The sequence below is a fragment of the Micromonospora sp. DH13 genome (assembly GCF_020873825.1).
GTDB classification, from domain to species: Bacteria; Actinomycetota; Actinomycetes; order Mycobacteriales; family Micromonosporaceae; genus Micromonospora; species Micromonospora haikouensis.
The window spans coordinates 1-17,946 of record NZ_JAHWGR010000040.1 but is presented as its reverse complement, the minus strand read 5'-3'; the positions used below and the strand labels follow the sequence as shown (position 1 = coordinate 17,946).

General features: G+C 73.8%; 14 protein-coding genes and 1 tRNA gene. 9 read left to right on the top strand and 6 right to left on the bottom strand.

The genetic code is table 11. The annotated features are described in order from the left end of the window. Positions 1-70: 70 nt before the first annotated feature. Positions 71-1,162, bottom strand: coding sequence for an ABC transporter ATP-binding protein (locus LPA42_RS28450; RefSeq protein ID WP_077938084.1), 1,092 nt, complete (start codon positions 1,160-1,162; stop codon positions 71-73). Positions 1,163-1,526: 364 nt separating this feature from the next. Here LPA42_RS28450 and LPA42_RS28445 point away from each other — a divergent pair. From LPA42_RS28445 to LPA42_RS28430, 4 genes are all read left to right on the top strand, one after another. Continuing rightward, a tRNA-Thr gene (locus LPA42_RS28445) sits at positions 1,527-1,603 on the top strand. Between the two features lie 82 nt (positions 1,604-1,685). Continuing rightward, positions 1,686-2,084 carry a helix-turn-helix domain-containing protein gene (locus LPA42_RS28440; RefSeq protein ID WP_077938085.1) on the top strand — a complete coding sequence of 133 codons (399 nt, stop codon included), beginning with the start codon at positions 1,686-1,688 and terminating at the stop codon, positions 2,082-2,084. Positions 2,085-2,119: 35 nt separating this feature from the next. Continuing rightward, positions 2,120-2,539, top strand: a complete 420-nt coding sequence (locus LPA42_RS28435; protein ID WP_077938086.1) for a VOC family protein — start codon at positions 2,120-2,122, stop codon at positions 2,537-2,539. A 78-nt stretch (positions 2,540-2,617) separates the two neighbouring features. Continuing rightward, the gene (locus LPA42_RS28430; RefSeq protein ID WP_077938087.1) at positions 2,618-3,262 is read left to right on the top strand and encodes a histidine phosphatase family protein; all 645 of its coding nucleotides are present in this window, start codon (positions 2,618-2,620) and stop codon (positions 3,260-3,262) included. A 43-nt stretch (positions 3,263-3,305) separates the two neighbouring features. On the opposite strand, the gene LPA42_RS28425 is transcribed toward LPA42_RS28430, so the two are convergent. Beyond that, entirely contained in the window at positions 3,306-3,854 is a 549-nt protein-coding gene (locus tag LPA42_RS28425) for a hypothetical protein (protein WP_077938088.1), read from the bottom strand. A gap of 166 nt (positions 3,855-4,020) precedes the next feature. On the opposite strand from LPA42_RS28425, the gene LPA42_RS28420 reads away from it, so the two are divergent. The 3 genes from LPA42_RS28420 (at position 4,021) to LPA42_RS28410 (ending at position 8,991) form a co-directional block, all read left to right on the top strand. Further along, a complete protein-coding gene (locus tag LPA42_RS28420) occupies positions 4,021-6,414 on the top strand; it encodes a M4 family metallopeptidase (RefSeq protein ID WP_228986988.1) in 2,394 nt (797 codons plus the stop codon). Positions 6,415-6,492: 78 nt separating this feature from the next. Further along, positions 6,493-7,302, top strand: a complete 810-nt coding sequence (locus LPA42_RS28415) for an enoyl-CoA hydratase/isomerase family protein (RefSeq protein WP_077938095.1) — start codon at positions 6,493-6,495, stop codon at positions 7,300-7,302. 66 nt (positions 7,303-7,368) lie between these two features. After that, complete coding sequence (locus LPA42_RS28410) at positions 7,369-8,991, top strand: serine/threonine-protein kinase (RefSeq protein ID WP_228986987.1); 1,623 nt, start codon at positions 7,369-7,371, stop codon at positions 8,989-8,991. A gap of 103 nt (positions 8,992-9,094) precedes the next feature. Here the strand turns inward: LPA42_RS28410 and LPA42_RS28405 are convergent, their stop codons facing one another. Both LPA42_RS28405 and LPA42_RS28400 read right to left on the bottom strand, forming a co-directional pair. Continuing rightward, positions 9,095-9,538 (bottom strand): HNH endonuclease, encoded by a 444-nt coding sequence (locus tag LPA42_RS28405; protein ID WP_043965119.1) that lies wholly within the window; start codon positions 9,536-9,538, stop codon positions 9,095-9,097. A 221-nt stretch (positions 9,539-9,759) separates the two neighbouring features. Further along, a complete protein-coding gene (locus LPA42_RS28400) occupies positions 9,760-11,085 on the bottom strand; it encodes a hypothetical protein (protein WP_228986986.1) in 1,326 nt (441 codons plus the stop codon). A gap of 214 nt (positions 11,086-11,299) precedes the next feature. Here LPA42_RS28400 and adhE point away from each other — a divergent pair, with 214 nt between their 5' ends. Further along, entirely contained in the window at positions 11,300-13,978 is a 2,679-nt protein-coding gene (gene adhE / locus LPA42_RS28395; protein ID WP_077938090.1) for a bifunctional acetaldehyde-CoA/alcohol dehydrogenase, read from the top strand. A gap of 57 nt (positions 13,979-14,035) precedes the next feature. Here adhE and LPA42_RS28390 read toward each other — a convergent pair whose 3' ends face one another. After that, positions 14,036-15,562 (bottom strand): FAD-dependent oxidoreductase, encoded by a 1,527-nt coding sequence (locus LPA42_RS28390; RefSeq protein ID WP_077938091.1) that lies wholly within the window; start codon positions 15,560-15,562, stop codon positions 14,036-14,038. Positions 15,563-15,648: 86 nt separating this feature from the next. Beyond that, entirely contained in the window at positions 15,649-16,131 is a 483-nt protein-coding gene (locus LPA42_RS28385; protein ID WP_077938092.1) for an MSMEG_6728 family protein, read from the bottom strand. A 99-nt stretch (positions 16,132-16,230) separates the two neighbouring features. Here LPA42_RS28385 and LPA42_RS28380 point away from each other — a divergent pair. Continuing rightward, positions 16,231-17,946: potassium channel protein (locus tag LPA42_RS28380; RefSeq protein WP_228986985.1), on the top strand; the 1,716-nt coding region annotated here is incomplete at its 3' end.

The following is a 17,946-nucleotide window of genomic DNA, read 5'->3' as shown; positions in this document are numbered from 1 at the left end:
CCGGCTCCGGCAGGCGTACGCGGAAGGGGCGGCCCGCCACCCGGCGGACCGCCCCTTTCGTGCTGCTGCGTCAGATCCGCTTGCCGGTGGCGGCGTTGAAGACGTGGGTACGCCCGGCGCGCGGCTTGACGAACACGGTGTCACCCATGTTCGGCATGGTGCGCCGGTCGGTGCGGACCACGAAGCGCTCGTTGTGGCCCTCCAGCGCGGCGTGGCCGTAGACGTTCGCGTCGGAGCCCAGGTCCTCGACCAGCTCGACCACGACGGGCATGCCGCCCTCGGTGGGGCTGACCAGGTCGCAGTCCTCCGGGCGGAACCCGACGGTGACCTTGTTGTTGCCGCCCTCGGCGCGGGCCGCCTCGGCCTGCTCGCGGCTCAGCGGGATGTTCATCTCGGCGAACGCCGCGCCCCGCTCGCTGAACGGGACGGTCTTGATGTTCATGGCGGGGGAGCCCATGAAGCCGGCGACGAAGACGTTGGCCGGGGTGTCGTAGAGCGCCCGGGGGGTGTCGACCTGCTGGAGGACGCCGTCGAGCATGACCGCCACCCGGTGACCCATGGTCATGGCCTCGACCTGGTCGTGGGTGACGTAGACGGTGGTGATGCCGAGCTTCGCCTGCAGCGACGCGATCTGGGTGCGGGTCTGCACCCGGAGCTTGGCGTCGAGGTTCGACAGCGGCTCGTCCATGAGGAAGACCTGCGGCTCGCGGACGATCGCCCGGCCCATCGCGACCCGCTGGCGCTGACCGCCGGAGAGGGCCTTCGGCTTGCGGCTGAGGTACTCCTCCAGCTGGAGCAGCCCGGCCGCCTCCTTCACCCGCCGGTCGATCTCGTCCTTGGGGGTCTTGCGCAGCTTGAGCGCGAACGCCATGTTCTCGTACACCGACATGTGCGGGTAGAGGGCGTAGTTCTGGAAGACCATCGCGATGTCGCGGGCCTTCGGCGGCAGGTGGGTGACGTCGCGGTCGTCGATGTAGATCGCGCCGTCGTCGACGTCCTCCAGGCCGGCGAGCATGCGCAGGCTGGTGGACTTGCCGCAACCGGAGGGGCCGACCAGGACCAGGAACTCGCCGTCCCCGATCTGGAGGTCGAGCTGGTTCACTGCGGGACGCTCGGTGCCCGCGTAGATGCGGGACGCCTTCGCGTAGGTGACCGTAGCCATGCTGGAGCGCTTCCTTTCACCGGCAGGAACGTGCCGGACGATCCGAGTGAAGGAGCGACCGGCGTCGTGTGACGCCGGCCATCGGGCGACACGCCGGGCAGCCGGGGCCGCCGGAAGTGTCATCCGTGTCACTGCACGGTAAACGCCTTTTCGTATCCTGCCAAGACATGAAGCATCGGGTGGGACGGACGGCATACGCATTCCGGTCAGTCGGGCACAGCCGGGCATCAATCTCCGCACGGTTTCGCCGGGCCGGCGACGAACTGTCGCCTCCCGGTTCGGAAAGATTGCGTTTTCCGTGCTCGGAGGGGCTGCCGAGGGGGATGTTCGCAGGTCTGTCGCTTATGCTGACCACGCACGATGCGCCCCTGTAGCTCAGCTGGCCAGAGCACTCGCCTTGTAAGCGAGATGTCGCCGGTTCGATCCCGGCCGGGGGCTCCAGTCCCACAAGGCGGTTCCGGCGTCCTGCCGGGCCGTCCCGGTGGCGTGACAGCAGCGGCGACCGTAGCGCGACGGGGGTGGGATGAGCCGCGCCGTGGAGGAGTCCAACCGGGCGATGCTGCGCGCCCGCGACGCCATGGACCGGTCGTACGCCCAGCCGTTGGACATTCCTGCCCTGGCGCGGATCGCGCACGTCTCGCCGGCGCATTTCATCCGCACCTTCCGGGCTACCTTCGGCGAGACCCCGCACCGCTACCTGCAACGTCGTCGGGTCGAGCGGGCCATGTACCTGCTGACCCAGACCGACCGGGACGTCACCGACGTCTGCTTCGCGGTGGGGTTCGCCAGCCTCGGGACGTTCAGCCGGACGTTCCACCGGATCGTGGGCGAGCCGCCGACGGCGTACCGGCGGGGCCGGGCCCCGGTGGACGTGCCCTCCTGCTTCGCCAAGGCCTGGACGCGACCCAGCAGTTTTGGATAAGCGGCAGGTCAGGGCGGTCGCATAGCGTTCCGGGCATGACGATGAACGCGATCAGCCGCTCCCAGATCTACGTGCTCGACCAGGACGAGGCGCTCGACTTCTATGTGGGCAAGCTCGGCCTGGAGGTCAACACCGACGCCGATCTCGGCTTCATGCGCTGGCTGACGGTCAACCTGCCGGGCGACCCGGAGCGGGAGATCCTGCTGGAGAAGCCGGGGCCGCCGGCCCTCGACCCGGCGACGGCCGAGCAGGTGCGGGAGCTGCTCACCAAGGGTGCGCTGGGCGGCTACCTCTTCATGACCACCGACGACGCGCAGAAGACGTACGAGGACCTGGTCGGCAAGGGCGTGGAGATCACCGACGAGCCGACCGAGCGCCCGTACGGCATCGACTTCGGCATCCGGGACCCGTTCGGCAACAAGATCCGTATCGGGCAGATGTTCCCGCGCGGCTGAGCCCGTTCCCGTGTCGGCCGGGCCGGCGGACGGCGGGCGCGCGGGTTAGCATCGCGCCTCCCGACCGGTGAGGTGACGATGGCGAGCCGCCTGCTCTTCCTGGCCCGGCACGGCGAGCAGGACCAGCCCGCCGACGGGCAGGACGGGCCCGACGGCGCTGCGGGCGACCCGCCGGAGGTCGGCCTCTCCGCCCGGGGCCGGCGGCAGGCGGAGCTGCTCGGCGAGCGGCTGCGCGGGGTGCCGTTCGCCGCCGTCCACCACGGGCCGCTGCCCCGGGCCGCGCAGACCGCCGGGCTGGTCGCCCGGTCGCTGCCCGGTGTCCCGGTGTACGCCACCGAGCTGGCCGGCGACCACCTGCCGCACGACACCGACCCGGCGGGCCTGCCCCCGGCGTACGCGAGGCTCCTGGCCGCCTACTCGCCGGCCGAGCGGGTCGACGGGCCGCGGCTGACGGCGGCGGCCGTGGCCCGGTTCGCCGCCGTGCCGGCCGACGGCGACGACCGGGTCCTGGTGGTCACCCACACCTTCCTGATCGCCTGGCTGGTGCGGCACGCGCTGGACGCGCCGCCGGGGCGCTGGCTCGGGCTGGGCCACCACAACGCCGGCCTGACCGTGATCCGTTACCACTCGGGCGGCCCGGCGACCCTGGTCGCGGTCAACGACGTGTCCCACCTGCCGCCGGACCTGCGGGCCACCGGCCTCCCGGCGGCCTACCGCTTCTGATCCCCCGGCGGGGCGTCGTCGCTGGCGATGGCCTCCACCCGGGTCAGCGGGCGGCCGTGAGCACGAACTCGGCCAGCGCCGACGCGGCCGGCGGCGGCGTGCCCGCGACCGGGCAGTCGGTCCAGTCGACCGTGGTGCCGCCGACGCTGACCTGGTATTCGAAGGCGTCGCCGCAACGACCGTCCCCGTCGTCGGTGCCGCCCTCGGCGATCCGGGGGGCGGCGGCGAGCTGCCGCAGCCGGTCGAGGTCGGCCCCGGTGAACCGGCCGGTCCGCCGTGCGCCGGCCCGGTCGACGGCCGTCCACCGGCCGTCCGGCTCGACGGTGACGGTGTCGTCCAGCCCGCCGTAGCCGCCGGAGCGCCGCACGACCACGCGGTCGGCGTCCACCGGGGCGGCGGTGCCGGTGGTCGCCGGGCCTCCGGTGGACCCCGCCGGGCCGGTGGTCGGCGCGCCCGGGGCGGGCGTCGGCCCGGTGACGCCGGAGGGGGCCGACGTGGGGGTGCCCGGGTCGCCGGCGGAGCATCCGACCGACGCCAGCGACGCGGTGACGGCGGCGACGACGAGGACGGCGCGGAGGAGAGTCGATCTCATATTGGTGGGACGTGTCCGGACTCGACCCGGTTCCGTCACCTGCCGTTACTCATCCGTTCGGCCAGTGTTGGTGTCTGATAGCGCTCCCGCCCTTCCCCTCCTGTTCATGTGTCTCTATATCTACATGCGTGACTACCCCCGTCACATCTTCTTGCCAGGAGGGCACGTGAAGAAAACCCTCGCCGCTGCGAGCGCAGCGCTGCTGACCGGCGGCCTGCTCGCCTGCGTCACCACCACGGCGCAAGCGGCACCCCCCGCCGCCCCCACCCCGGACGCCGCCGCCGCGGCCCGTGCCGACTCGGTCCTGCGCGCCAACCCCGGTGCCGTGCAGGGGACCGGCGCGGAGGCCTACCAGGTCGTCCGCACCAAGGTGGACGGCAGCGGTGCCTCACACACCCGCTACACCCGCACCTACCACGGCCTGCGCGTCTACGGCGGTGACTTCGTCATCCACGCCACCGCGAACGGCCAGTACGCCGGGGCCTCGGTGGGCCTCGCCGCACCGCTGACCCTCGGCACCAGCCCGAAGGTCACCTCCGCCAAGGCCAAGGCGGCCGCGCGCAAGGAGTTCTCCGGCTCGCTCACCGCCGTGGGCACCCCGGAGCTCTTCGTCGACGCCAGCTCCGGCAAGGGCCGCCTGGCCTGGGAGACCGTCGTCACCGGCTGGAAGGCCGACAAGCAGACCCCGTCGAAGCTGCACGTGATCACCGACGCCGTCACCGGCGCGCTTATCGGCTCGTACGACGAGATCGAGTCGGTCGCCGGCAGCGGAACCGGCATCTACACCGGCGCGGTCGCCATCGACACCACGCTCTCCGGCAGCACCTACCAGATGATCGACCCGGTGCGCGGCAACGGCACCACCTGCGACATGAACAACGGCACGTCGACCTGCACCACCTTCACCGATGCCGACAACGTCTGGGGCACCGGCGCCAACAGCAACCGGCAGTCGGCCGCCGTCGACGCCCACTTCGGGGCCGCCAAGACGTTCGACTACTTCAAGAACGTGCACGGCCGCAACGGCATCTTCGGCAACGGCGCGGGCGTGCCGAGCCGGGTGCACTACGGCAACAACTACGTCAACGCCTTCTGGGACGGCTCCCGGATGACCTACGGCGACGGCTCCAGCAACTCCCGCCCGCTGGTCTCCCTCGACGTGGCCGGCCACGAGATGAGCCACGGCGTCACCGAGGCCGTCGCCGGCCTGGTCTACTCCGGCGAGTCCGGCGGCCTCAACGAGGCCACCAGCGACATCTTCGGCAACATGGTGGAGTTCTACGCCAACGCGCCGAGCGACCCGGGCGACTACCAGGTCGGTGAGAAGATCAACATCAACGGCAACGGCACGCCGCTGCGCTACATGTACAACCCGTCGCTGGACGGCTCGTCCGACTCGTGCTGGTCGACCAGCACCAAGAACAAGGACGTGCACTACTCCTCCGGCGTCGGCAACCACTTCTACTTCAACCTCGCCGAGGGCACCGGCGCGACCGCGTACGGCACCTCGCCCGTCTGCGGCTCCGCCCCGGCGGTCACCGGCATCGGCCGGGCCAAGGCGGAGAAGATCTGGTTCCGCGCGCTCGACGTGTACTTCACCTCCAACACGTCGTACGTCAACACCAGCAACCCGGCGAACACCGCACGGGCGTACAGCCTCAAGGCGGCCACCGACCTCTACGGCAGCTGCTCCACCGAGTACAAGGCCGTCCAGGCGGCGTGGACCGCGGTGAACGTGGCCGGCAGCGACGCGCCCTGCTCGTCGACCGGCAACGACTTCTCCGTCACGCTCTCGCCGACCTCCGGCTCGGTCACCGCCGGCGGCTCCGCCAGCACCAGCGTGGCCACCGCCACCACCAGCGGCACCGCGCAGACCGTCGCGCTCTCCGCGTCCGGCCTGCCCTCCGGCGCGACCGCGTCGTTCAGCCCGGCCTCGGTGACCTCGGGCGCGTCGTCCACCCTCACCATCGCCACCGGCTCCAGCACCCCGGCGGGCACCTACACCGTCACGGTGACCGGCACCGGCACCTCGGTGAACCACACGGCCACCTACACGCTGACGGTCGGCGGCGTCGGCGGCTGCACCGGCGCGGGCCAGAAGCTCGGCAACGCCGGCTTCGAGTCCGGCAACACGGTGTGGACGGCCTCCTCCGGCGTCATCGCCCAGCACGGCACCAGCCAGCCGGCCCGCACCGGCACCTACAGCGCCTGGCTCAACGGGCGCGCCACCAGCAACACCGAGACGCTGTCCCAGTCGGTGAGCCTGCCGGCGGGCTGCAGCTCGTACAACTTCAGCTTCTGGCTGCACATCGACTCGAACGAGAGCACCACGAGCACCCAGTACGACAAGCTCTCCGTGCAGGTGCTCAACTCGTCCGGGACGGTGCTGGCGACCCTGGCCACGTACTCGAACCTGAACAAGGCCACCGGTTACTCGCTGAAGTCCTTCTCGCTGGCCTCGTACGCCGGCCAGACCGTCACCCTGAAGTTCACCGGCACCGAGGACTTCTCGCTCCAGACGTCCTTCGTCGTCGACGACACCGCGGTCGACGTCGCCTGACGTAGCCGTACCTCTCCCGGCCCGGCGGCCACCCCACTCGGGTGGTCGCCGGGCCCACGTCGTTATCGTCGGGGGGTGGTGGCGGTGCCGGACGCGGAGCTGACCGTCGGGACGACCGGCCCGGTGGCCACGATCGTGATCTCCAACCCGCGGCGGCGCAACGCGATGACCCCGGCGATGTGGCGGCGGCTGCCGGTGCTGCTGGACCGGTTGGAGGCCGACGAGCGGATCCGCGCGCTGGTGCTCACCGGCGCGGCCGGCACGTTCTGCGCCGGGGCCGACCTCGGTGACCTCGACGAACTGCTCGACGCCGGTGACGCCAGCATCGCCGTCGCCGCCGAGGAGCGGCTCGCCGCCTTCGCCCGGCCGACCGTCGCCGCGATCGAGGGTGCCTGCGTCGGGGGCGGCTGCCAGCTTGCGGTGGCCTGCGACCTGCGGCTCGCCGCCGCCGACGCCCGGTTCGGGGTGCCGCCGGCCCGGCTCGGCCTGGTTTATCCCGCGCCCACCACCCGCCGGCTGGCCCGGCTGGTCGGCCCGTCGGCCGCGAAGCACCTGCTCTTCACCGCCGAGCTGATCGACGCCGAGCGGGCCCTGCGGATCGGGCTGGTCGACGAGGTGCTGCCGCCGGCCGGGCTCGCCGCCCGGGTGGCGGCGCTCACCGCCACGATCGCCGAGCGCTCCCGGCTCACCGTCGCCGCCGCGAAGGAGATCGTCGACGACCGGGCCGACGCGGAACGGATCGCCTGGTGGCACGGGCAGGTCCGGGACAGCGGGGAGGCCCGGGAGGGGGTAGCGGCCGCCAACGGGCGCCGGGCGCCCCGGTTCGGCTGGGCCCCGCCCGCCGCCGACGGACCGTCCACATCGGAACGCCGGGCACCCGGGCCCTGACCTGCCCGATCGGGTTTTCTCGATGATCGGTTGGTGTGACGGGGCCCATACTGGCACGCTGTGCCGGTGCAGATCGATCAATTCCTCAACGGCCGGTACCGCCTGGGAGATCGCATCGGCAAGGGCGGCACGGCGGTGGTCCACCGGGCGTACGACGAGCTGCTGGAACGCGAGGTGGCGGTCAAGGTGCTGCTCGGTTCGGACCGGGCCGCCCGCCGACGCATCCGCGCCGAGGCGAAGGCCGCCGCCCGGCTCTCGCACCCGAACGTCACCAACGTGTACGACTACGGCGAGGCGCTGACCCACACCGGAGAGCCCGCGCCGTACGTGGTGATGGAGCTGCTGCCCGGTCCCACCCTGGCCCGGCGGCTCGACGACGGACCGCTGCCGGCGGTGGAGGGGCTGCGGATCTGCGCGGAGGTCGCCGCCGCGCTCGCCGCGGCGCACGCGCGGGGTCTGGTGCACCGCGACGTCAAGCCGGCCAACGTCGTGCTCACGCCGTCCGGGGCGAAGGTGGTCGACTTCGGCACGGCTGCCGCCGTCGGCCAGCCGGAGATCGACTTCGACGGCAAGCTGCTGGGCACCCCCTCCTACCTGGCGCCGGAGCGGCTCGACGCCGGGGAGGTGGTGCCCGCCTCCGACGTCTACGCGCTCGGGCTGCTCGTCCACCTCGTGCTCACCGACGAGCTGCCCTGGGAGACCGACACCCCCACCCAGATGCTGCGGGCCCACGTCTACGTCGAGCCGAGGCCCCTGCCGCCGGTCGACGGCGTTCCCGCCGAGGTGGCCGAGCTGTGCCGGCGTTGCCTCGCCAAGGACCCGGCCGCCCGGCCGTCCGCCGAGGAGGCGGCGGCGCGGCTGGCGGCGGTGGTCACCCGGATGCGGGCCGCCGAGGCGGCCCGGCCCGAGCCGACCGCGGTCGCCGCCGGTGACGGCCCGGCCGGCGGGGGTGCCGCCCGGTCCGGCGGTGCCGACATGTCCGGTGCTGCGGGCGGGGGCGGGGCGGAGGCCGGCTCCGGCGACGCGCCGCGCGGGCCGGCACCGCGCCCCGCGCCCCGTCGGGATCCGGCCCGGCGGCGGTACCGGGCCCTGCTCGTGGTCGCCGCCGCGCTGGTCATCGCCGTGGCGACCGCCGGCTCGCTCGCCGACTCGTCCCGCCCGCACCGGTCCGGCGCGGCCGGTCCGACCGGGTCGCCGGTGCCCTCCGCCGACGAGGTCGTCGCCCCCGTCGGCGAGGTCCGACCCACCGGCGACGTCGGCGTCCCCGCCGGGGACGCCGGCTCGCCGCGCCCCGGCGACCCCGCACTCAGCCCCGCCCCGGGCGGCGGGGCCCCGGGCCCGTCGGCCCCCGGCGGGTCGGGCAGGTCGCCGTCGGCGGGCCCGTCCCCCTCCACCTCCGCGTCGCCGTCCGCCCCGGACTCCGGCGAGGACCCGGCCGAGCCGGCCCCCGCCGAGCCGCCGACGGTCGCGGTGCGCGCGAGCGGCGGCATCGTCCGGGTGTCCTGCACGGGCCAGAGTGCGGCGGTGACGTCGACCGTGCCGGCGGACGGCTACCAGGTCGAGGAGTACGTGCCGGGCCCCACCCGGGAGGTCCGCGTCGTGCTCGGCTCCGCCGCCCACGCCAGCGACGTCCGGGCGAGCTGCGCCAACGGCATGGTGGTGCCGAGGGTACGGGAGATCGAGCGCTGACCCGGCCCGCGGTGGCACGGCCTGCGGTTGCCCGGCCGGGGCCGGCGGGTGCCGCGCCGGGGCGTACCCCCGACGCGGCCCCCCGTTCCCGCCGGCCGGCCGGTCACCGCCCCGCCAGCGACGCCCAGCTCGGTACGGCCGGCTCGTGCCGCAGCGGCATGCCCGCCTCGGCTGGCGTCCGGTCGCCCTTGCGCTGGTTGCACGCGTAGCAGGCGGCGGTGGTGTTGCGCCAGGTGTTGCGGCCGCCGCGCGAGCGGGGCAGGACGTGGTCGACGGTGCTGGCCGGTCCGCCGCAGTAGGCGCAGCACCGGTCGTCGCGGCGCAGCACACCCGCCCGGGACCAGGCCGGGCCAGCGCTGAACCGCCAGCGGGTCACCACGTACCGGACGAGGCGGACCACCCGGGGGACCGGGAAGATCCCGATCACCCGGTCCGGCTCGGCCTCGTGGATCTCGGCGACCCGGCGGCAGAGCATCCGGATCGCGTGCTGGACGGTGACCCGGTGCAGCGGGCCGAGGTCGGCGTTGATGACGAGGACGGCGTCCACCGGGTCTCCTTCCAGGGGCGACGGTGGGTCGGGCCGGACAGCGAAGAGCCGCCCGGGTCCGGCGGGGACGGGCGGCTCGACGCGTGCGGACGCGCGTCAGCCGGGCCGCCCTTCCCGGGGCGCGACGAATCGACAACCGTCGACGGTAAGCGCCGACGACACGCCTCTGACGTGCGACAACGACATGACCGTCTCCCGGTTGGCTGGTTGACCTTGCGCGATCACGGTAGGTCGGCGGGGGTGAGGCCGGCAACGTATTTCGATCCTCCGGGGACCTGGTCCGGATGGCGTGGCCGTCGGGTCCGGGCGGCGGCCCGCGCGTCGGCCAGCGGCCCGTCGACCCGGCCGGCCATCCGCACGGTCAGCTCCCCCTCCAGCAGCGGCCGGTTGACCTCCCCGGCGACGGCGAGGGTCGGCCCGGACACCGTCCGCCAGATCGCGGTCAGCCCGGCGCCGAGCCCGACCAGGGCGACGGCCGCGCGGGTGGTGGGGGAGCCGGCCGCCGCGGCGGCGCTCACCCCGACCACCGCGAACAGCACCACCAGCAGGGGTACGAGCACGGGCCAGAAGATCCCCCGGGCCGCCTGCACGACCAGCTTCCGGTCCCGGATGATCACGTTTCGGGCGACGATCGCGTAGTCCTCCTCGTCGAGCAGGTCGCGTGGGTGCAGCCCTCCGGTCAGCACGTTGCGCCACCGGTCGCCCTGGTTGCGCAGCTCGAGGGCCAACTCGTCGAGGCCGGCCTCGGCCGGGTCGCCCATCAGGGCCCGGGTGACCGCGTCGGCCCACGCCCGCAGCGACCGGCGCACGACGGCGGCCGAGTACGGCGGCAGCACGCTGGCCAGTTCGTCGAGCCACCGGCTGATCTCGTGCTGCCGGCCGGCGAAGCGCCACGGCACCTGCTCGGCCTCGCCGTGCCGGACGGTGTCGGCCAGCGACCGGCCGAGGCGGTAGGCCAGCCCGACCCGGGGGTTGGCGGCCATGGCCCAGCGCAGCACGTCCACGTTGAGGTCGTCCAGGGCGAGCAGCAGCGCCGCCGTCGCCTCGCCCACCGGGGCCGGTGTCGTCTCGGCCGGCAGGGCCGCTGTCGCCTCCGCCGTCGTCGTGCCGGTCGGCGTGGCCGCCCGGGCGGCGGCGGTGGACGGCGCGGTGCCGCCGGTGCCGGTCAGCGCGGCGATCTGGGCCAGCGCGACGTCGATCCCGTCGAGGTACATCCGCAGCCGCCGCCGGCCGGACATCTCGGTGAGGTTGGTCAGCTTCACCGGCGGCCCGCCCGGGCGTCGCTGCGGCGCCGACAGGTCGGCCGTCTGCGCGTGGTGGTACGCGTCGGCCATCCACCAGCCCAGCCGCAGGGCCGTCACGACGCAGCCCCGCTCGTCCCGGAGCCGCCCGGCCGCGTCGTCGCCCCGGCGACCGAACGGGTCGACGGTCGACCCGCCGTACGCGTCGCCGTCCCGGCCGCCGTAGGCGTCACCAGGCGGCGGCCCGTCGGCCGCGTCGCCAGTGGCCGGTTCGCGTCCCGCGCCCCGCCGGTGCACCGTCGACACCCGTCGACACCCCCGTCCGACCTCCCGGGCGGGCCCTGCCGGCCGCCCGGGCACCCCTCCGAGCATATGCACCAATAGCTTGCTTTGTGGTGAATTGGGGTGCGGGGTCGGGACCTTCGGCGGTGCCGGAGGGGCCCTTCCGCACCACCGTCGGGATCGCCGGCGATCGATGCTGAAGGTGACCGAAGAAGCCGCGACCGCCGAGGTGTGACAGATGAAGGCCGAACCGAGGACCGCCCCGTCGACCGAGCTCGACGCCATGGTCGACGCCCTCGTCTCCGACGGGCTCAAGGCCCTGGCCGAGTACGACCGGTTCACCCAGGAGGAGATCGACCGGATCGTCCGCAAGGCGTCCGTGGCCGCCCTGGACCGGCACGCCGAACTCGCCCGGCTCGCCGTGACGGAGACCGGCCGGGGGGTCTTCGAGGACAAGGCCGTGAAGAACATCTTCGCCTGCGAGCACGTCACCCACAGCATGGCGCGGGTGCGGACCGTCGGGATCATCAGCCGCGACGAGATCGACGGCATCGTGGAGATCGCCGACCCGGTCGGCGTCGTCGCCGGCATCACCCCGGTCACCAACCCCACCTCGACCACCATCTTCAAGGCCCTGCTGGCGCTGAAGACCCGCAACCCGATCGTCTTCGCGTTCCACCCGTCGGCGCAGCGGTGCAGCGTGGAGGCGGCCCGCACGGTCCGCGACGCGGCCGTCGCGGCGGGCGCGCCCGAGCACTGCGTCCAGTGGATCGAGCAGCCGTCGGTCGAGGCGACCACCGCGCTCATGCACCACCCCGGCATCGCCACCATCCTCGCCACCGGCGGCAACGCGATGGTCCGCGCCGCGTACTCGGCGGGCAAGCCGGCACTCGGCGTCGGTGCGGGCAACGTGCCCGCGTACGTCGAGGCCAGCGCGAAGCTCAAGCGCGCCGTCAACGACATCGTGCTGTCCAAGGCGTTCGACAACGGCATGATCTGCGCCTCGGAGCAGGCGGTGATCCTCGACGAGGCCGTCGCCGACGCCGCGCTCGACGAGTTCCGGGCCCTGCACGCGTACGTGGCGTCGGCGCAGGACAAGGCGAAGCTGGAGGCGCTCCTGTTCCCCGCCGGCCGGCTCAACCCGGACGTCGTCGGGCGGCCGGCGGAGTGGATCGCCGAGCGGGCCGGCATCACCGTGCCGCCGCGTACCTCGATCATCCTGGCGGAGGTCGACCGCGTCGGCCCGGACGAGCCGCTGACCCGGGAGAAGCTCTGCCCGGTCCTCGCGGTGCTGCGCGCCCCGACCCGCGAGCAGGGCCTGCGGTATGCCGAGGAGATGGTCGAGTTCCACGGCCTCGGCCACAGCGCGGTGATCCACACCGAGGACGAGGCGCTGGTCGAGGAGTTCGGGCAGCGGGTCAAGGCCGTCCGGATCATCTGGAACTCGCCGGCCTCCCAGGGCGGCATCGGCGACATGTACAACGCCTTCCTGCCGTCGCTGACCCTCGGCTGCGGCAGCTACGGCCGCAACTCGGTGTCGAACAACGTCTCGGCGGTCAACCTGGTCAACATCAAGCGGATCGGCCGGCGGACCAACAACATGCAGTGGTTCAAGGTCCCGTCGAAGATCTACTTCGAGCCGAACGCGCTGCGGTACCTCGCCGAGATGCCCGACGTGCACCGGGTCACCGTCGTCACCGACGCCACCATGACCCGCCTCGGCTTCGTCGACCGGGTCAACCGGATCCTCCAGCGCCGCCCCGGCCACATCGCGCTCCAGATCATCGACGACGTCGAGCCCGAGCCCAGCGTGGAGACCGTCGACCGGGGCGCCGCCCTGATGCGCTCCTTCCAGCCGGACACGATCATCGCCCTCGGCGGCGGCTCGGCGATGGACGCCGCCAAGGTGATGTGGCTGCGCTACGAGCACCCCGAGGTGGTCTTCGACGACCTGCGGGAGAAGTTCTTCGACATCCGCAAGCGCGCCTTCGCCTTCCCCACCCTCGGCGAGAAGGCCCGGCTGGTCTGCGTGCCGACCACCTCGGGCACCGGGGCGGAGGTGACCCCGTTCGCGGTCATCACCGACCGCCGCACCGGCAAGAAGTACCCCCTCGCGGACTACGCGCTCACCCCGACCGTGGCGATCGTCGACCCGGTGCTGACCGCCAGCATGCCGCGCGCCATCGCCGCCGACAGCGGCTTCGACGCGCTCACCCACGCCATCGAGGCGTACGTGTCGGTCTACGCCAACGACTTCACCGACGGCCTGGCCCTGCACGCGATCCGGCTGATCTTCGCCAACCTGGAACGCTCGGTGACCGGCGGCTCCTCGACCGCCGGTGCCTCCTCGGCGGCGGGCGGCTCCTCGGCCGCCGGTGCTTCCCTGGCGGCGGGCGGCGACGCCGAGGCGCGGGAACGGATGCACAACGCCGGCACCATCGCCGGGATGGCGTTCGGCAGCGCGTTCCTCGGCATCGTGCACGCCATGTCGCACACCCTCGGGGCGACCTTCCACATCGCCCACGGGCGCACCAACGCGGTGCTGCTGCCGCACGTCATCCGCTACAACGGCACCGTCCCGTCGAAGTTGTCCGGCTGGCCCAAGTACGAGAGCTACCGCGCGCCGGAGCGGTTCGCCGAGATCGCCCGGACGCTGGGCCTGCCGGCGGCGACCCCGGCCGAGGGCGTCGAGTCGCTGGCGGCGGCCGTGGAACGGCTGCGCGACGCGGTCGGCATCGAGCCGTCGTTCGCCGCGATCGGCGTGGACGAGGCGGCGTTCGAGGCGGCCCTGCCGCAGCAGGCGCTCAACGCCTACGAGGACCAGTGCGCGCCGGCCAACCCGAGAATGCCGATGCTCGACGACATGCAGCAGCTCATGCGGGCGGCGTACCACGGCACGCGCTGGGCCGCCGCCTGACGCAGGTGTTAGGAGGGGGCCCTTCCTATGCAGAAAGCGTTAACAAGGTGCCCTTCCTTACCTCCCAGCGAGGAGGCCGCGGGGGCGGATCGAGCGGACCGGTTCGGCCGCCCCGCCCTCGGCGCGCAGGATGTGGTTCGCGGCGACGATCCCCGTCGCCGCGGACCGCTCCATCAGGGCGCTCGGGAAGTCGGTGCGGATGCCGTCGCCGGCCAGGTAGAGCCCGTCGGCGTCGGTGCGTACCCCTGGCCGCCGGGCGTGACCGCCCGGGGTGAACGCGGGGGCCTGCGCCTCGACCCGGGCCCGCAGCTCGCGCACCCGCAGCCGGGCCGCCTCCGGCCAGAGCGCCACCAGCTCGGCGCGCATCCGCTCGGCCAGCTCCTCGGCCGGCACGCCCGGCTCGCAGGCGTACGCGTGCAGCTCCAGCACCGAGCCGCCGGTGCGCTCCGCCCAGCGGCGCGACTCGTTCTCCAGCCGGTGGTAGAGCGTCACCGAGTCCAGGGTGGGCTGGCGGGACACCCCGCTGAACACCGCCCGCCCGGCGTCGACGTCCCCGTCGCACCAGTAGCGGGCCACCGCGTACGGCGGGCCGGGGGTGCCGAACGCGGGCATCGCCGCGACCAGCTCCGGTGCGGCTCCCGTCAGCACCGGCGAGGCGGCGACGAGGGCGGCCAGGGCCGGCGGGTCGACGGCGAGCACCACGTGCCCGGCCGGGTACGCCGTGCCGTCGGCGGCGCTCACCCGCCAGCCGTCGGGGGTGCGGTCCAGCCGGGTCGCGGCGACGCCGGTGCGTACCCGCCCGCCGTGGCGCTCGACGTGCCGGGCCAGCGGCTGCCAGATGGCGGTGCCGTAGTCCTCGTCGGGACAGTCGAACGCCAGCCCCTCCGGGTTGCCGAGCAGATAGAAGTGGAACTGGGCGATCATCTCGGCCGCCGACATCTCCGCCTCGTGGTTGAAGAACGAGTGGGAGAAGACCTCGAACAGCATCGCGCGGGCCCGGTCGGGCAGCCGCAGCGAGTTCAGCAGCTCGTCGGCGGTCCTGCCGTCGAACTCGGCGTACGTGCGCACCGGGTCGTAGGTGAGCAGCGGCAGCGCGGCGTCCCGGTCCATCGCCCGCAGGTCGGCCAGCCGCAGGCTGGGGCTGCGCAGCAGCAGGGCCAGCAGGTTGGCCGGTGGGGCCGGCGGGAGCCGCCCGAACTCCTCCGTGGGCCAGTCGGCGCTCAGGATCGGATAGCCGGGGACCGGCTTGAGGAACCGCAGCTCCGGGTCGACCCGGCGCAGGATCGACCGCCAGTTGTAGTACTGCCGGAAGAACGCGTGGAAGCCGTGCTCGTTGGCCTGGACGCCGTCGGCCAGCTCCTGCGGCCACGCGCCGAGCCGGCCGCCGAGGGTCGGGGCGGCCTCCAGCACGGTCACCCGCACCCCGCGCTCGGCGAGCACCACCGCCGCCGACATGCCGGCGATCCCGCCGCCGACGACCACGGCCTCCACCGGGCGCGGCACGCGGTGGGCGCCACCGCCGCCCGGGTCCACCACGTGCTGCCGTACGCCGATCAGCCGGCCCACCACCTGAGACAGTGCCATGCGCCCAGTCTGCCCGAGGGGCAAGGAAGGGCCCCCTGTTAACGCCTGCGGTCGAGAAGGGTCCCCTTCTTGCGCCTCCCAGCGCCTCAGGGCGCGGGGCAGCGGCGCTCGCGGTCGGAGGCGGGCCAGACGTACTCCAGGCCCGGGTCGACGTCGCCGAAGATCGGGCGGTAGTGGTCCGGGTCCTTGCGCAGCAGCGACGAGCGGTGGCTGCGGTGCAGGTCGTCGCGGCCCAGCCACGGCGGCAGCTCACCGGCGTCGGCCAGCTCCGCCTGGGTGCGTACGGCGGTCACGCCGCAGGCGGCGGCGAGGTCGGCGACCAGCGTCGCCGCGCAGGTGTCGGCCCGCCCCGGCCCGCACCACACCGCGCAGACGTCCAGCCCGTAGCGGACCAGCGCCTCCTCGTACCCGGCCCACATCTTCACCGCCGGGTGGTTGCGCCAGCCGTACCCGGGCCGGGTCAGCCCGCGCAGCACCTGGATGGCCTCCACCCGCTGCTTGCCGAGCCGCCGGGTGTCCAGCGCCCGCGCGCTGGCCAGGAAGTCCGGGTACGGCAGGAACGTCTGCATGCCCCGCTCTACCCGTCCCCGGGCGCGACAATCGTTCCCGATGATCGTTCATGATCACGGGGCTGCGCGGGCTCCGCGCCGCTGACTACGATTCGGCGCATGGCGGAGCCCCTGCGCGACCGCGCGCGCCGCGCGACCGGCTGGCGGCTGCGGGTCAACGGGGAGACCCGCCCGCACTACGTCGTCTGCGGGTCGGATCCGCTGGCCTACTGGGTGGTGCGGGCGCTGCTCGCCACCGAGCTGGACTCCGGCCGGGCGCGGATCACCCTGGTGGTGCCGGAGCGCCGCCGCTCCGACGGCCCCGACGGGCGCGACCTTCCCGGTCTCCACGTCGTCCGCGCCGACCGGCTCGACGAGGCGACGTTCCGGCGGGCCGGCCTGACCGGCGCGGACGGGCTGGCGCTGCTGCACCAGGACGACGTCGGCAACATGCACGCCGCGCTCTGCGCGCAGGAGGTGGAGCCCCGGCTGCGGCTGGTGGTACGCATGTTCAACACCAGCCTCGCCAACGGGCTGCGGCAGCTCTTCCCCGACTCGGCGGTGCTCTCCGACGCGTCGATGGCCGCCCCCGCGTTCGTGGCCGCCGCACTCGGCGAGGTCGCCCCGACGCACTTCCGGCACGGCGGGCGCACCCTCTACGTGGCGCGTCGCGCCGACGTACGCGAGAAGGATGTCGTGTGCGGGGTGGCCGACACCCGGGATGCGGCCCGGCCGCGCCTCCTGCCCGCCGACGAGTCGACGGCCGACGTGGTGCTGGCCGAGGCGACCGGGCAGCCGCCCGGCACCGAGCTGGCCGCCCGCCGGCTGGTCCGGGCCCGCCGCCGGCGGCGGCCCGTCGCCGTGCTGCTGCGTGCGGTCCGCAGCTTCGCCACCCGCAAGATCGGGATCGCGGTGCTGGTGCTGCTGGCCGTCATCGCCGCGCTGGGCTGGCTCAACGCCCGGGCCGCGCACGTGGGCTGGGCCGACGCGCTCTACCTCACCCTGGTCACCACGCTCACCGGCGAGGACCCGGACGTCGCCAAGCCCGTCGCCGCACAGGTCATGCAGGTGGTGCTCAACCTGGCCGGGCTGGCGCTGATCCCGCTGATCACGGCCGTGGTCGTCGACGGGATCGTCAACGCCCGGCTGGCCCTGCACACCGGCCGGATCCAGCCCGCCCGGTCCGGGCACGTCGTGGTCGTCGGGCTGGGCAACATCGGCACCCGCGTCATGGCCCAGCTCAACGACTTCGGCGTCGAGGTGGTCGCCATCGACAAGGACCCGGAAGCCCGGGGCGCGTCGCTGGCGCACCGGCTCGGCGTGCCGATGGTGGTCGGCGACGCCGGTCGGGAGGAGACGCTGCGGTCGGCGTCCGTCGAGACCTGCCAGGCCCTCGTGGTGGTCTCCACCGACGACGACGTCAACCTGCGGGCCGCGCTGAACGCGCGGGGGCTCACCCCCGACCTGCGGGTGGTGCTGCGCCTGTTCGACGGCGACTTCGCCGAGCGAGTCCAGAAGGCGTTCGGCATCGGCATCTCGCGCAGCGTGTCGTATCTCGCCGCGCCGTCGTTCGCCGCCGCGCTGCTGGACCGGGCGGTGATCGCCACCATCCCGGTGGGCCGGCACGCCCTGCTGGTCACCGAGGTCCAGGTGGTCGCCGGGTCGCCGCTGGACGGCAGCCCGCTGTCCGCCGTGGCCCAGCCCGGCGCGGTACGCCTGCTCGCGCACGCCCGCCCCGGCCAGAAGGCGGACTGGTCCGCCGACCCCCGCCTGGTGATCACGGCCGGGGACCGGCTGACCGTGGTGGCCCGCCGGGCGGGGCTGACCGCCCTGCTG